Annotated in this window: 12 protein-coding genes and 4 tRNA genes; 14 read left to right on the top strand and 2 right to left on the bottom strand. The window is 44.3% G+C overall.

Features of this window, described 5'->3' with window-relative positions; genetic code table 11:
* The 5 genes from A3762_RS07715 to A3762_RS07695 form a co-directional block, all read left to right on the top strand.
* Nucleotides 1–1,204, top strand: a 1,204-nt coding sequence (locus A3762_RS07715) for a DUF2846 domain-containing protein (protein ID WP_156493332.1), incomplete at its 5' end; no start/stop codon positions are given.
* Nucleotides 1,205–1,342: 138 nt separating this feature from the next.
* Nucleotides 1,343–1,418, top strand: a tRNA-Val gene (locus tag A3762_RS07710).
* A 31-nt stretch (nt 1,419–1,449) separates the two neighbouring features.
* A tRNA-Asp gene (locus A3762_RS07705) sits at nt 1,450–1,526 on the top strand.
* Nucleotides 1,527–1,545: 19 nt separating this feature from the next.
* Nucleotides 1,546–1,621: transfer RNA gene (locus tag A3762_RS07700), tRNA-Val, on the top strand.
* 54 nt (nt 1,622–1,675) lie between these two features.
* Nucleotides 1,676–1,752 (top strand) — tRNA-Asp (locus A3762_RS07695).
* 16 nt (nt 1,753–1,768) lie between these two features.
* On the opposite strand, the gene A3762_RS07690 is transcribed toward A3762_RS07695, so the two are convergent.
* Nucleotides 1,769–2,809, bottom strand: a complete 1,041-nt coding sequence (locus tag A3762_RS07690) for an AraC family transcriptional regulator (protein WP_068754776.1) — start codon at nt 2,807–2,809, stop codon at nt 1,769–1,771.
* Between the two features lie 161 nt (nt 2,810–2,970).
* Here A3762_RS07690 and A3762_RS07685 point away from each other — a divergent pair, with 161 nt between their 5' ends.
* The 3 genes from A3762_RS07685 to A3762_RS07675 all read left to right on the top strand — a co-directional run bounded on the left by A3762_RS07685 (nt 2,971) and on the right by A3762_RS07675 (nt 7,469).
* Nucleotides 2,971–5,013 carry an NADPH-dependent 2,4-dienoyl-CoA reductase gene (locus A3762_RS07685; protein WP_068477317.1) on the top strand — a complete coding sequence of 681 codons (2,043 nt, stop codon included), beginning with the start codon at nt 2,971–2,973 and terminating at the stop codon, nt 5,011–5,013.
* A gap of 160 nt (nt 5,014–5,173) precedes the next feature.
* Entirely contained in the window at nt 5,174–6,505 is a 1,332-nt protein-coding gene (locus A3762_RS07680) for a hypothetical protein (protein ID WP_068754774.1), read from the top strand.
* Between the two features lies 1 nt (nt 6,506).
* Nucleotides 6,507–7,469, top strand: a complete 963-nt coding sequence (locus A3762_RS07675; protein ID WP_156493331.1) for a 1-aminocyclopropane-1-carboxylate deaminase/D-cysteine desulfhydrase — start codon at nt 6,507–6,509, stop codon at nt 7,467–7,469.
* Here A3762_RS07675 and A3762_RS07670 read toward each other — a convergent pair.
* Nucleotides 7,439–8,413, bottom strand: a complete 975-nt coding sequence (locus A3762_RS07670; protein ID WP_068754770.1) for a DUF1853 family protein — start codon at nt 8,411–8,413, stop codon at nt 7,439–7,441. The genes A3762_RS07675 and A3762_RS07670 overlap by 31 nt on opposite strands.
* Nucleotides 8,414–8,527: 114 nt before the next feature.
* Between A3762_RS07670 and A3762_RS07665 the strand changes: the two genes are divergently transcribed.
* The 6 genes from A3762_RS07665 to pepN are packed head-to-tail and all read left to right on the top strand — an operon-like array spanning nt 8,528 to nt 15,080.
* The gene (locus A3762_RS07665; RefSeq protein ID WP_068754768.1) at nt 8,528–9,412 is read left to right on the top strand and encodes an NAD(+) kinase; all 885 of its coding nucleotides are present in this window, start codon (nt 8,528–8,530) and stop codon (nt 9,410–9,412) included.
* A gap of 10 nt (nt 9,413–9,422) precedes the next feature.
* Nucleotides 9,423–10,382 (top strand): metallophosphoesterase, encoded by a 960-nt coding sequence (locus A3762_RS07660; protein WP_068477308.1) that lies wholly within the window; start codon nt 9,423–9,425, stop codon nt 10,380–10,382.
* On the top strand, nt 10,379–11,275 hold the full coding sequence (locus A3762_RS07655) for a rhomboid family intramembrane serine protease (RefSeq protein WP_068754766.1): 897 nt from the start codon (nt 10,379–10,381) through the stop codon (nt 11,273–11,275). Before A3762_RS07660 ends, A3762_RS07655 begins: the two co-directional genes overlap by 4 nt.
* 21 nt (nt 11,276–11,296) lie before the next feature.
* A complete protein-coding gene (locus tag A3762_RS07650) occupies nt 11,297–11,554 on the top strand; it encodes a YeaC family protein (RefSeq protein ID WP_068477304.1) in 258 nt (85 codons plus the stop codon).
* A 31-nt stretch (nt 11,555–11,585) separates the two neighbouring features.
* On the top strand, nt 11,586–12,413 hold the full coding sequence (locus A3762_RS07645) for a DUF2797 domain-containing protein (protein WP_231876486.1): 828 nt from the start codon (nt 11,586–11,588) through the stop codon (nt 12,411–12,413).
* 36 nt (nt 12,414–12,449) lie between these two features.
* Entirely contained in the window at nt 12,450–15,080 is a 2,631-nt protein-coding gene (gene pepN, locus A3762_RS07640) for an aminopeptidase N (protein WP_068754763.1), read from the top strand.
* Nucleotides 15,081–15,428: the final 348 nt, after the last annotated feature.

Genomic DNA, 15,428 nt, shown 5'->3' with positions numbered 1-15,428 from the left:
AGGAATGAATTACTTTTACTTGCTATTTCAACTTTGTTTGAGCGCGACGTTTGTGGTCGCGATGCTCGGCGTTTCTAATGTTGCGTTCTCTGATACAACCGCACCTTATTCAAAGCCTTTTCACAAACAGGGTCGTGGTTGGTATCCATCGATTTATTGGTCGACTGGGCGGAATTTCGGTTCGTATTACTTTCCGAATGAAACAGGTCGACCATTTCAAGAATTAAAATCTACCGAATGGGATAGTGAAGTTAACGCACTGATCTACTTTTACCGCCCAAGTAGCCAATGGGCAGATGAAGAGATGGAAGCGCCGAGTTATTACTTGAACGACGAGCTCGTATTTAATCTTCGCTCCGGCAGTTGGACTGTCGTAGAGCTTCCTGCTGGAAGTTACGACTTCGCAGTAAGAAAGAGCTTTTTACCGATGCTTGGCTTCGAGGCTTTCGATGATAAGTTGATGATCGCTTTCGATATGAATTTGCAAGCCGATGTCGGCCTAGAGCTCAATCCTGGTCAAATTTTTTACGTACGACATTCTGAAGTATCCCTACCTCGTGAGTTGCACCCCGATTTAGCGCCGGATGACGAGATGGCATCGGCAGACGTTCAATTGGTTGGCCGTGATCTAGCCATGGAAGAAATGCCGCATACGCGTTATTTGGAACCATCTTTCTGGACGGCTTCTGATGCTGAACAGGCAGAGGAACTCTTGAATGGAACGATGCAAGACTATGGTTGGTTCTCAATTATTTGGCCGTGGTCAAATAACTTCTTATGGGGCTTTCCAATCTGGTATCTGCCAAGTGATATGTATAGAGAGCTGAAAGGGCAAGACACATTGACTCTTGAGCAAGAGCTTTATTTATATCATGAAGATGTCGATGCTTATTTAGCGGAAATAGATCGTCGAAGAACGCCGCAAGTAAATTGGCTTGCTCCGTGGCGCGAGCCTCGCAGAGATCTTTCATTGAATGATGAGTTAACGTTAGAGAGGCTTGAGCGCGCTGCGAAGTCTGGAAATATTGCGCCAGCACCTTATGCTCCGGAGTTCGCGACAGATTCAACGGATTATGAAGAGTTTTTTTGGTTTTGGCCATTTGGCCAAGAGTATCCACTTGTGAAATCTCTTCCTGTTCCAGGTCGTTCTGAATCAAGCGAGCGTAAGGAAGAGACAAATAGGATTTTGGCGACCTTAAATTAGTTGTTGATTAATTGTTGAACGACTTTTTTGCCTGTTTTGAGTACGGCTTAAAAACACATAAAGTTTCGATAAAAAATCTCTAAAAAGGTGTTGACAGTTAGGCCTAAATCCTTAGAATGCGCATCTCGATTTGAGCAGGGGTGGTTAGCTCAGCTGGGAGAGCATCGCCCTTACAAGGCGAGGGTCACAGGTTCGATCCCTGTACCACCCACCAAATTACTTAAATCGAAACAGCTTTAAGATGCGGACCGGTAGTTCAGTTGGTTAGAATACCGGCCTGTCACGCCGGGGGTCGCGGGTTCGAGTCCCGTCCGGTCCGCCACTTAAGTTGACGCCCTGATGGGTGGTTAGCTCAGCTGGGAGAGCATCGCCCTTACAAGGCGAGGGTCACAGGTTCGATCCCTGTACCACCCACCAAATCCTAAAGTCGAATCCTAAAGTCGACGCTTTAGGTCTTAGTTTTAAAGATGCGGACCGGTAGTTCAGTTGGTTAGAATACCGGCCTGTCACGCCGGGGGTCGCGGGTTCGAGTCCCGTCCGGTCCGCCACTTTAAACTCCTTATGTCAAAATTCCTTTTTCTTTATGTCTCTCCGGTAAGCGCCTGGACTTATGCCTGTCCAACGTTTGAACGCGCGCTGAAATGATGATGGTGAAGAAAATCCTAGAATAAACGTAATTTCAGTGAAGTTGAGCCCTGTATCTCTCACATAGCTCTGAGCCAAGGCGTTACGTGTATTATCTAATAGTGTTTGATAATGATGACCTTCCTGCGCTAGTTTTCTCCTAAGCGTCCAGCCTGCTAATCCAAGTTTTTTCCCTATCAAGTCAATTTCCGGTGGTGTACCGCTAAGGTTTTCAGAGATCAAATCTATGACTTGGTCTGAAATGCTTTTTCCTGATTTCCAAGTCATAAGTTCTTGTTCGCATATAGCCTGCATTTTTGAGAATGTTGGTTGATGGGACTGATTGAGCACGAATGTCTCGTGTCCTCGCTTAAGGATCAATGCATTTTTTGATTGGCCAAATAAAACGGGGCATTGAAAAAAGTCTTCGAAATCTTCTTTGTATGATGGCAAAGGGTATTCGATCTCAATATGGTGACATTCAGCTTCGGGGCAATGACGTTGAGTGAAAGACCGCCATGAGGCGAGCATCGTGTCGACAACAAAATAGTTATACCTATTGTATGGGCTAATGGAATAAAACTGACAATGAAGCCGGCCATCTTTCATAAAATGAGATGACTTTCCCCTAGTGTTGCGACTGTTTAGTAGCTCCATATCAATGATATGTGACAAGGATTGTTGAAGTGTTGGCGCGCAGGCCGCTGTATATCCCGCAAGCCCAATATGGCTATCTAAGGTGTTTCTTCCAAATTCTAAGCCAATTGATGGACTTCGCGTCATGCGAGCGGCTTCTCTCCCTAGTCTCATATACTTAGGAATACTGATTCGTGCGTCTGGTGTGCTGAGGTGTTCATTATTCAGTCCAAATGCCTTTTGCACAGGGAGTGGGTCAATATTGTGTTCGGCTAGCGTATTGAGGATGACGCTAGCAAAGTTAACTGTGATATCGCCTAGCGACAGTTTCTGAATAGGAATCATTCTCTTATGTTAGCGTAAATGTTTAATAAAGTGATAAAAATGTTTACTGATGTTATTGATACGGCCTTGTGTACTCGGTAATTTATTGCCTCGCTCTTATTTGAGTGTTTGCACAATCGCTTTTATAGGCGTGAACGTAAAATAGGTTTTTGGAGAAAATAATGACGCAGCAAGCAGGCCAAAGTTACCCGAATTTATTAGAGCCATTAGATCTTGGCTTTACGACTCTCAAGAATCGTGTGTTGATGGGTTCAATGCATACCGGTCTTGAAGAGTCTCCAAATGGCTTTGAAAAAATGGCCGCATTCTATGCTGAACGTGCTGCAGGTGGTGTTGGCATCATCGTAACGGGCGGTATTGCGCCAAATCCCGAGGGAGCTGTTGGCCCGGGTGCAGGAAAAATGAGTACGCCAGAAGAAGCTGAACACCATAGAGTTGTCACTGAAGCGGTACACAAAGAAGGTGGAAAAATCTGTATGCAGATATTGCATGCAGGGCGTTACGCTTATCACCCTATGCAAGTCGCACCCTCTGCGATTAAAGCGCCGATCAATCCCTTTGTTCCAAAAGAGTTAGATGAAGAGGGTATTGAAGAACAGATTGAAGCGTTTGCGAATAGTGCTGCAATGGCTCAGTTAGCCGGCTACGACGGTGTCGAAGTAATGGGCTCTGAAGGCTACTTTATTAATCAGTTTATCGTTTCTCACACAAACAAGCGTACAGATCGGTGGGGCGGTTCTTACGAAAATCGTATTCGCTTGCCAATCGAAATTGTCCGCCGTGTGCGTGAGCGTGTTGGTGAAGAGTTCATCATTATTTACCGTCTTTCGATGCTTGATCTGATTGAAGACGGAAGCACTTGGGAAGAGGTTGTTCAGTTAGCGAAGGAAATTGAAAAAGCGGGTGCAACGATCATCAATACCGGGATCGGTTGGCACGAAGCGCGAGTTCCAACGATTGCTACGATGGTTCCGCGAGCGGCTTTTACAAAAGTGACGGCGAAGTTGAAAGGCGAGATAGGTATTCCTCTTGTAACGACGAACCGCATCAACACGCCTGACGTTGCGGAAGATGTATTGGCAAATGGTCACGCCGATATGGTGTCTATGGCACGACCTTTCCTTGCGGACTCTGATTTTGTAAATAAATCTGCAGAAGGTAAGGCGAACGAAATCAATACATGTATTGGTTGTAACCAGGCATGCTTAGATCATACCTTCTCAATGAAGTTGACCTCGTGCTTGGTAAACCCTCGCGCATGTCATGAAACAGAGCTTAGCTACGTTAAGACGGCTTCTCCTAAGAAAATTGCCGTGGTTGGTGCAGGTCCAGCTGGCCTTGCAGCTTCTACCGTAGCAGCTGAGCGTGGCCACGATGTGACCTTATTTGATCAAGCGAGCGAAATTGGCGGGCAGTTTAATATCGCTAAATTGATTCCGGGTAAGGAGGAGTTTTACGAAACGCTTCGTTACTTCGGTGAAATGATCAAAAAGCATGGTGTAGATCTTCAGTTGAATACGCGTGTTGAAGTGGAAGATTTAAAAGCGCAAGGCTTTGATGAAGTCATCCTAGCAACAGGCATCAAACCTCGTACTCCTGAGATTCCGGGTGTTGAACACGAGAAGGTAGTGACCTACCTTGAAGCGTTAAAAGGCGCTAAGCCAATTGGTAAAAAAGTTGCTGTTGTTGGTGCGGGCGGTATTGGTTTTGATGTTTCAGAATTCATCACGCACAAAGGCGAGTCGCCAAGCTTGAATATTCCTGCGTTCATGGAGGAATGGGGTGTTGATCTAAATATGGATCATCAGGGTGGCATTAAGGGTGTCCAGCCCGTTCATCCGGAAGTTGAGCGAGAAGTGTATTTGCTTCAACGTAAGTCTTCTAAAGTAGGAAAAAACCTTGGCAAGACAACTGGTTGGATTCATCGTACGTCTTTGAAGCATCGAAATGTTAAGCTGGTTAACTCTGTTAATTACGAAAAGATCGACGATGACGGTTTTCATGTAATGATTGGCACGGAACCTAAAGTGCTTGATGTCGATACCATTATCATTTGTGCAGGCCAAGATCCTTTGCGAGAGCTACAAGATGGTCTGGAATCATCAGGTGTTAACGTGCACCTTATTGGCGGTGCGGATGTTGCTGCTGAACTGGATGCTAAACGCGCAATCAATCAAGGATCTCGTTTAGCGGCTGAGCTATAAGCACGTTTGTGTTGATATGAATATAAAGGGCCTGTTGGCCCTTTTTTTATATTTGTGAATTAAGTCTGTCTGAGCAATAAAAGAAAACAGTGTGCTTCTTCTAGCATCATCTAAACTTTCGGTTAGATAAGTTTAAATTGATGGTGTTTTTGGGGTAATTATGGGGCAGGCAGCCAACGAAGCCGTTTTCTTTATGAAGAACAACTCGGTTTCGCGTCAAATGTTGTTTTCGGAATTCGAAGCATTACTAGATGGTTTAAGTTCGATTCCGGAATATGTGGATGAAGATGCTCATGCTGTGTATACGGTCATTGACGGGTATGGCGATATTGACGCGCTTGTCTTTTTCAAAATTTACTTTGACGAAGAAAGTCATGCAGACACCTCATGGAATCTTCCTGTCGAGAAACTAGCCTCAATTAGCGGTAGTGGCCCAGATCTGGGCGGAGGACCAATTCGCTTAGCTTGTCGTTCTCAGTGTTCGATTAATTGGCACCAAGAGGATCTTTGGGATCCAGATATGAATCCTGGAACGAATGATTTTTTAGCGGTTCGCAAAGCGGTCAATACCAATCGTTTACGATTTAGGTTTCAAGAAAAACCAGAGGGAGAACCTGTTGGCATTCCAACTCTTGGTGCTAGCGATAATGAAGATGATTTACCTGTTTTAGGTGGCTCTGATCAAAGCTCTACAGCGATTGATGCGGATGCAGACAAACGAGTTAAGTTAGCGCGTATTCTGAAAGAGCAGCGCTTACGGATTCGTACCCTAGAAAAGCACAAGGAACGATCAAGCTCTGAAATTGATCGTGAACAGCGCATTATTGTTCATGCATATAAAAATGAAATCCAATCCCTCAAACAAAATCTCGAGCAGCTCAAGTTAAGTAACGAACGCTTGCAAGAAAAGTTAAGTTCTCGAAATGAGCAGTATATTGATCTGCAAGATAAAGTGAGTGGCCAAACTCAGGTGGTAGAAGAGCTTCAAGAGAAGCTTAAAAATGCGAGCTCTGAAGAGAAAGATGCGCTAGAGAAGCAGAAACTAGAAGCTGAAATCGTTTTGTTGCGAGAGCAATTAGATCGTAGAGACTTGGATTTAGCATACCGCGATGAGCGGGAAGATTTACTTCGCGCAGAATTGGAAGAGCTTAAAGAGACAATGTCTGATGGTTTGGGCTCGAATGATTTGGTTGAAAAGCTAAAAGAGATGGAAGTTGTTTATGTGGCGTATCACGCGGGTGTGGGTCATATATCAATGACATCGATTGACATACTTCGTTATGCCGAGAACCCAATGGCATTCGTGGCTGAAAAAGCAAAAGTCAGCGAGAAGGTTTACCGTGCTTGGTTAGCGCATTTTGAAAGCCCGTTGTGTCAGGAACCCCATGATGACGGTACTTTGTGCCATAACAAAGTGCGTGTTTGTGATAACCCTACTGATTTTGAAGTAGGTATTAGTGATCGTTGCGATCTGCATCGTATGGATATTTGATATGCAGGGTCTAAACGGGGAAGTCACTTTCCATGAGATGGCGCAAGATTTTGAGCGTCCTCTGGAAATTTCTTCGTATGACTTGTCAGGTATAGTTGATCGCTATTTTGATACTAGTCGGTATCGTGAGCTCAGAGTGGATGTACTGCGGCTTGATAAAGTGCATCCATTTATCTCAGGAAATAAATGGTTTAAGTTAAAGCACTATTTGCTCTCTGCATCTCAGCAGAATATTTCTCATCTCGTCAGTTTTGGCGGCCCCTTTTCCAATCATCTTCACGCACTTGCTTATGCAGGTTATTTATTTGGTTTTCGCACGACTGGCATCGTAAGAGGGCATGCTCCGGCTCCTGATAAATTATCACCGACACTACAAGATTGTCTTAAGTGGGGGATGAGTTTGGAGTGGATGGATAGGCAAGATTATCGTCGTCATGCTGAAGTATCTGGTTTGGAACATGTTCAGGCGCTGTTTCCTCCGTCCCTTGTGATTCCTGAAGGTGGTGAAGGGGTTGATGGGTTAAAGGGTGTGGCGTCCCTATTTCAAACGCTTGATCTAGATCGATACGATCTAATTTTAACGCCGGTTGGTTCGGGTACAACGTTAGCGGGCCTGCATAATGGAGTGGGTGACTCTGCAAGGGTTGTAGGTGTGTCAGCATTGAAGGGGGCAGAGGATCTGTCGCAACGGGCTGCCAAATACATTCCAGGTAAGAGTCCCGAGCAGGTTGAAATTTGGCATGATTATCACCTCGGTGGCTTTGCTAAAATGTCGCCGCTTTTAAGAAACTTCATTTCTAGTGTTCAATCAGAATACGGCCTGATGTTAGATCCGGTATATACCAGCAAAGCGCTATATGCTTTAGTGCATCAGTTTGCGCATCATAAGTTGGGTGAGTCAGTAAATGCTATGTTGCTTCATACTGGTGGGCTTCAAGGTTGGAGAGGATTTCGATCTTCCTGAATTTGTTCGTAGCCTTTGTTTAACCATGTGTCGTGCACCACGAATAAAAGCTTGGCTTGTTTTGATTTTTTGTCAGTAGCTAAAACTAAAATAGCCCGCCCTTCGTTCTCTACATCTTGCTCTATTGATTCTTGCAGCTCTGATAAGTTGAGCGCGTCGTTTTGCTCTACCTGAATGTCGAGCCATTGCTTCTTTTTTAAGACAAAAAATGTGTCAGCCCAAGGATGTAATGCGTACCAATCCTGAAACTCTGATACATGAACCCATACGCTATGCTGGTAGGCGTCTTCGTTTACATCTTCAAGGCTCATTTGATCTCTTAATACAGAGTTGAATGGTAGAAATAACCTGCCGCGAATAATACATTCCGTGCAAAACGGCGGTGCACCAAAGTGCTCTAGGCTAGAGAATGTTTCTTTGTGTTCGCTGAGTCTCAGTTGGTGTTCATTAAGATGTCGCAGTTTTATATCGAGCCGATCAATTTGGTTTGGGCCGACCCAATATGTTTGAGTAGATGAACCGGAAGAATACGGCACGCCGAGATAGAACTTAATAGCGAGCTCTTGGTGAATGATTTGTTCAGTGTGTTTGTCGTGTACTAGAAAATCAAACTCGCCAAGTGTCACGCCGTCGACATTGATTTGAAGGTTTTTGGCCAGTAGTTCATATCGTTCACTGTATTCTAGGTAGCATTGCCAGAGCGACTCTACATGAGGGCCTAGAAAGTGACTGTTACTGTTCTGAAGTATTTCCTCGAGTTGCGGTCTAAGGCGCTGCTCATTAAGTTTGTCATCGAAAGATGCGCAGGTCTTATGCGATGCCGCAATGGTCTGAACATCGATGTTTACGGTGTCTTTCTGCGCGATAAGCCAGTTCAAATTATTTAGCGCGAGCTTGATGTGATCTATTGAAGAATAAGATTTGTATTGCAGCTTAGAAACCATTTGTAATGCAATTTTCTGATACTATTGTCGTAAGTCTAAATTGCTTCGGTTAAAAAATCCCACAGCTAGAGCAAACAAATCTCTTTAAGTGCTTCTTTGGAGTCACCTTTTTTTATGGAAAATTTTACGCATATTGGTTTGATTGGCCGCCTCGGTAGTGCAACGGTCATAGAAACGTTGCGCCGTTTGAAACGCTACCTCGTGTCAGAGGGGTACCATATTATTCTTGAGGAGCAAGTGGCTGAATTAATGCCAGGTCATGGTTTGCAGGTATCTAGCGTAAAGATGATGGGTGAGGTGTGCGACCTTGTTATTGTAATTGGTGGCGACGGAAGCCTATTAGGAGCAGCGCGGGAACTCGCTAAATCAAACGTTCCTTTATTGGGAGTGAATCGTGGGCGATTAGGTTTTCTTACGGATATTTCTCCTGAACAAATTGAAGATGGAGTCGATGCCGTTTTAGAAGGTGACTATGTCGAAGAAAAACGCTTTTTACTTGATGTATTGGTGCGCCGAAATGGTGAGCCGGTCGGTTACGGTTCAGGTTTGAATGACATTGTTCTGCATCCTGGTAAATCGACACGAATGATCGGCTTTGATCTCTTTGTTGAGGGACAATTCGTATATAGCCAGCGCTCTGACGGTTTGATTGTCAGTACCCCAACAGGATCAACCGCATATTCTTTGTCTGCAGGTGGCCCTCTTCTCCATCCCAAGTTAGATGCAATTGCTCTTGTTCCAATGTTCCCTCATACGCTGAGTAGCAGACCTATTGTGGTAGACGGGAAAAGTGAAATAAAGATTGTGATTGGTGAAGCGAACGAGATATATCCACAAGTAAGTTGTGATGGCCAGTATCACATTCCTGTAGCGCCAGGTGACACAGTTAGTATCACCAAAAAACCTTACCAAGTAAGATTGATTCATCCAACCTCGCACAATTTCTATGAAACGTGTCGTGAGAAGCTAGGTTGGGCTCATAACTTAATTGAGAGTTAAGTGACGTAGTATGAGTGAACATGTTCAAGGTTATGACCTGATCGGTGACGTTCATGGATGCGCCCAAACGCTAGAAAAGCTGCTACTTAAAATGGGCTATCAACATGAAAACGGATGTTTTCGCCATGATAGTCGAAAGGTCATTTTTGTTGGTGATATTGTCGACAGAGGTCCTCGTATTCGCGAGGCTCTTCATATCGTTAAAAACATGGTGGATGCTGGCCAGGCTGAAATTGTGTTGGGTAATCATGAATATAATGCGATGTGTTATTGCACGCGTGGTCGTGATGCCGAAGATCATTTGTTCTTGCGTGAGCATAACGCGCGTAATCATCGCCAAATACGCGAAACGCTGGAGCAGTTTGAACCATACCCCGAAGAATGGCAGATGTTCCTGTCATGGTTTCATACGATCCCCTTGTATCTCGACAAAGGCCATTTTCGAGTCGTGCATGCTTGTTGGGATCGCCATGCTATCGAACATTTTAATACGATGAGTCCTTCTCGTAGCTTGTCGATGGATATGTTGTATGAGTCTGCTCGCGATGGAACCTTTCTAGAAAAAATGGTCGATCGCATGACGCGAGGCACATCATTAAAGCTTCCTGATGGGGAGAGCATCGTTAGTAAGGATGGGTATATCCGCAATATGTTCCGGACTAAGTTTTGGAACGATGACCCTAAAACCTATTCAGATGTTGTATTTCAGCCTGACCCATTGCCTGATGGATTGCTGGATCGAAAACTCTCTGAGCAAGAGTTAGATCATTTGATGTATTACGGCAAAGACGAGGTGCCAGTATTTGTTGGTCACTATTGGATGTCGGGAGCCCCCGCTCCTATCACGCCAAATGTTGCTTGCCTGGACTATAGTGCCGTGAAATACGGAAAATTAGTCGCTTATCGTATGGATGACGAAATGGCACTAGATGCTAATAAATTTGTCTGGGTAGATGTCACGCCATCATGAATGAAGTAGCACGCGTATCGATCGATAAAAATCTACAGCCTTTTTCAGAATGGTTACGTCGCCAGGGCGTTGAGCACCGAATCTCTGAGCTAGGTGGAGAGTTAGTGCTAGAACTTCAGCGCTTAGAGAATAAGGATCAAGTTCTAGAGGCTTTGAATTCGTACTTGGAGCATCCTGAATTAGAGCAGCAGTTATCTGCTGCGAATGCGGCCTCGTCACCTTTAAAGGTGCGTTTCTCTGCTGGGTATGATCGTGTAACACCGCAACAGGCTCCACTCGTTTTTATAGTCATTTCTCTTTGTGTGCTCGTTGCTTGGTTAACGGATCTTGGTGGAGGTGGTGAAGTCTTAAGAGCTCTACTGATCGTCAATCCTTTCGATATTTCGATGAACTTGAATTCTATTGAGGGGCGTTGGTCTGCATTGGTCGAAACCATGCAGTCTGGAGAGATATGGCGTTTATTCTCGCCAGATGTGCTTCATTTTAGTCTCTTGCACATTGTTTTTAACTTGTTGATGTTTTGGATTCTAGGCGGGCAGCTTGAGTATCGAAAAGGTGCGCTCGCATTATTTGTGTTGATCGTTGTTGTCTCTGTCATATCGAATGTCGCGCAACTTTTAGATGGCGGCTATTTGTTTGGGGGATTGTCGGGTGTTGTGTACGGCTTGTTTGGCTATACCCGAGTTTGGTCGCATTATGATCGTCGCGTTTTCATGCCGGATGGATTATTTAAGTTTGCGTTGGTCTGGTTGGTAATTGGTTATACGCCACTAACAGAATGGATTGGCTTAGGGGCTATGGCTAATTCAGCGCATTTGTACGGATTGTTAAGTGGCCTTGTTTTAGGTTGGCTTGTGTTTGGTTTAACGGCTAAGCGCAATAGCGCGCCATGAAAATGGTCTAGGGGGAGATATATGAATTTTGAAGATGCTGCAAAGCAGCTAGACCCAGAGTTGTATGAAAGATTTAAAAAGGCACTGGAATTAGGAAAGTGGCCCGACGGCCGAACGTTGACGAAAGAGCAAAAAGAAATCTGCTTACAAACAGTGATCGTTTACGAAGACGCTCACGATATTCCTGAGAAAGATCGTGTTGGGTATGTGGATACCACGAAGAAAAAGAAAAAAGGTGATGATCCATCTGATGAAGTGCCTTTGCGTGTGTTGCACTAGAGCAGAATTAATAAAAATTTAAGAGGTTATTTTGGAATTATTAGCGCGTGGTCGTTTGCAGAAAATGGCAGTCGATCATCAGACGCCAATCGCTTATCAACTTCATGTAGGTGATTCGGCCTTAAATATGTCTGAGTATCTGGGTAAGCCAATGAAGTTTGTATTTGAACAAGAGATTCGTTGTTCAAATTGCCAGAGAGTCACCAAGAAAAGTTTTAATCAAGGCTTTTGCTATCCGTGTTTTCAAAAGCTTGCGAGCTGCGATAAATGCATCATGAGTCCTGAATTGTGTCATTACGAAGAAGGGACGTGTCGCGAGCCAAGATGGGGTGAAATGCATTGTTTGCAACCGCATGTCGTATATTTGGCTAACTCGAGTGGTCTAAAAGTAGGTATAACGCGAGGCACACAAGTTCCCACGCGCTGGATCGATCAAGGCGCAATTCAAGCATTGCCTATCGCGCAGGTTTCTAGCCGTAAGCTTTCTGGTTTAATTGAAAATAAGCTAAGAGAGTGGGTAGGGGATAGGACTAATTGGCGCAAAATGCTTAAGCATGATGTAGAGGTAATGGATCTCGCTGCAGAGCGTGAGCGTTTGTTTGCAGAGGTTGGCGACTACCTGTCTGAGCTGAAGCAAGACTATCCAGATGAGCACATAGAATGGCTTATAAGCGGCAATGAATATTCATTTGAATACCCTCATTTGGCTTGGCCTGAAAAAGCGAAAACATACAATTTGGATAAGACGCCAGAGATTGAAGACACATTGATGGCAATAAAAGGGCAGTATCTAATTTTCGAACAAGCTTGTTTAAATATTCGAAAATATGGCTCGTATGAAGTTTCAATTTATGCCTAAGCAATTATGCATAGCGAGGGCTCTAGGAATACAAAGATGAAAGACGCAGCAGCAAACATCACATATCTAAAAGACTATCAAAAACCGAACTTCCTCGTAGAGAGTATTTCTTTGAGCTTTAAGCTATTCGAGGACGGCGCTGAAGTAACGAATCTTATGCACGTTGTTAAAGATTTGGATTCCGAGTCGACAGAGTTGGCGTTGGACGGCGAAGAATTAGAATTGCGCTCGGTCAGTATTGATGGAGCTCTATTAAATAGTGATCGTTACTTGGTGACAGAGTCCGGTCTAAGCATCTCAGATATGCCGGCAGACTGTCAGTTAGAAATCGTGACGTGGATTAAGCCTCAAGAGAACAAGCGATTAGAAGGACTCTACAAGTCATCGACAATGTTCTGTACCCAATGTGAAGCCGAGGGTTTTCGACGCATTACTTACTATCTCGACCGTCCTGATGTCTTAACGATCTTTACGACAAGAATCGAGGCAGATAAATCCTTGTATCCAAATTTGCTATCGAATGGCAATTTGATTGAATCAGGCGAATTGGATGGAGGACGTCATTTTGCGGTTTGGAATGACCCCTTCCCGAAGCCGTGTTATTTGTTTGCACTCGTAGCGGGTAATTTGCATTGTCAAAAAGATACCTTCACGACAATGAGTGGTCGAGAGGTGCGTCTCGAAATTTTTGTCGAACACAAAAACTCAACTAAGTGTGATTATGCCCTTGATGCTTTGAAACGCTCTATGAAGTGGGATGAAGAGGTCTATGGTCGTGAGTATGACCTTGATATTTTCATGATTGTCGCGGTCGATGACTTCAATATGGGGGCCATGGAAAACAAGGGCTTGAACATTTTTAATTCTTCTTGTGTTCTAGCAAAACCCGATACCACGACAGATGCTTCATATCAGCGTATTGAAGCGATCGTTGCGCATGAGTATTTCCATAATTGGTCGGGTAACCGGGTCACGTGTCGAGACTGGTTCCAGCTAAGCTTAAAAGAAGGATTTACGGTTTTTCGTGATGCAGAGTTTTCTGCTGATATGAATTCACGTGTTGTAAAACGTGTCGAAGACGTTGCTTTACTCCGCACTGCGCAGTTTGCCGAAGACGCTGGCCCTATGTCGCACCCTGTACGTCCTGCCTCGTATATGGAGATCTCTAATTTCTATACCTTAACCGTGTATGAAAAAGGCGCAGAAGTTGTGCGTATGCTCCATACCTTGTTAGGCGCTGAACTGTTCCGCAAGGGATCTGACTTATACTTTGATCGCCATGATGGGCAAGCCGCAACGACGGATGATTTTGTTGCAGCAATGCAAGAAGTCTCAGGAAAAGATCTGAGTCAATTTAAGCGTTGGTATACGCAAAGTGGAACGCCAAGAGTAAACGTCTCGAGTGAGTTTGATGCGCAAGCGCAAACTTACACATTGCACTTTGAGCAATCATGTCCGCCCACGCCTCAGCAGGAAGTCAAAGAGCCGTTCGTTATCCCGATTGAGCTAGCCTTACTTAATGGGGATGGTGGCGAACAAGCGTTGTCTGCATTTGGTGGTCAAAAAAGCGCAGTTTTTGAGTTGACCGAGAAAACACAAAGCATTGTTTTGGAAGGCATTCCAGAAGAACCCATTCCGTCGTTGTTGCGCGGCTTCTCTGCCCCAGTAAAACTAAATTATAACTACACACAACATCAGCTTTTGTTTTTGATGGCGAATGATTCAGACGGTTTTAACCGCTGGGATGCTGCGCAAAGCCTAGCATTGCTTGAATTGAATGCCATAGTCTCAACGGTGAAGAACGGTGGTAATGCTCAGCTCTCTAGTGCCTATGTCGGTGCGATTCGAAGCATCATTAGCAACGAGTCATTAGACAAAGCGATGGTCAGCAAACTGTTGCAACTGCCAAGTGCTGCTTATCTGATTGAGCTAGCAGAAGAAGCTGATGTGGATGCTATTTGTACTGCGCGAAATCTCGCTCGTAAGCAATTAGCGTTCGATTTACAGAAGGAACTGGTTGCATGTTATCAGCGTAATCAGGGGTGCGAGAAAGGCCTAAGTTACGCTGAAATGTCTGTTCGAGGGCTTCGAAATACTTGTTTAGCACTGTTGTCAGCCAATGCGAATGATGAATTCATGAGCCTTTGTCGCAAGCAGTTTGTTAATGCTCAGAATATGACAGACCAAGTTGGAGCATTGTCTGCCATGATTGCCTCGGGCAACAAGCAAGATGCCGATGACTTATTGGCACGTTTTTATGATCAGTGGAAAGAAGATGCTCAGGTTATGGAGTTATGGTTCTCTGTGCAATCGTCAGCGTCTTCATATGCTGATTTAACACACATTCAATCGTTGATGGAGCATCCTGATTTTGATTTCTTGAATCCAAATAAACTGCGTTCGGTTGTAGGTGTTTTTGCAAATCAGAATTTAGAGAATTTCCATAAGTTAGATGGTTCAGCTTATGCCTTCTTGGCAGACCAAATCATAAAGTTGGACGATCTAAATCCTCAAATCGCCTCGCGATTAGCCACGCCGTTGACGCGTTGGAAAAAATATAATCCTGCACGCCAAGCATTGTTACGAAGTCAGTTAACGCGAATTCAAGGCAAGTCGAATCTTTCTAAAGATCTTAGAGAGGTGGTTGATAAGAGTCTCGTATCATAAACGCATATCTCATTTTAACGGAAAGCATGCATCGCATGCTTTCCGTATTTGCTCAAATCTTACGTTAAAACATAGGCTTAAGCCTTCCTCTTGAAATAATTTATAACAAAAATTCGTTAGACAGAGACGAAATTTCTGCTAAAAGTTAATTAGATATAGTTATAAAACTGCATTGGCTTTTCAGATCCTTTTCTTGTGGATCAGCCTTGTTTTAATAAAGGAAATCTCATGACAATAAGAACATTGCTTTTAGGCTCGGTGCTTGCTTGCGGTACGTTTGCTGCGAGTGTTGATGCGAAAGTATCGCAAGCTGAGGCCGATAAACTGGGCAAGTCCCTTACGCCGTTT

Source organism: Oleiphilus sp. HI0125, assembly GCF_001635355.1.
Note: the sequence above shows the minus strand (reverse complement) of the source record. Positions and strands in the feature narration are given on the sequence as shown.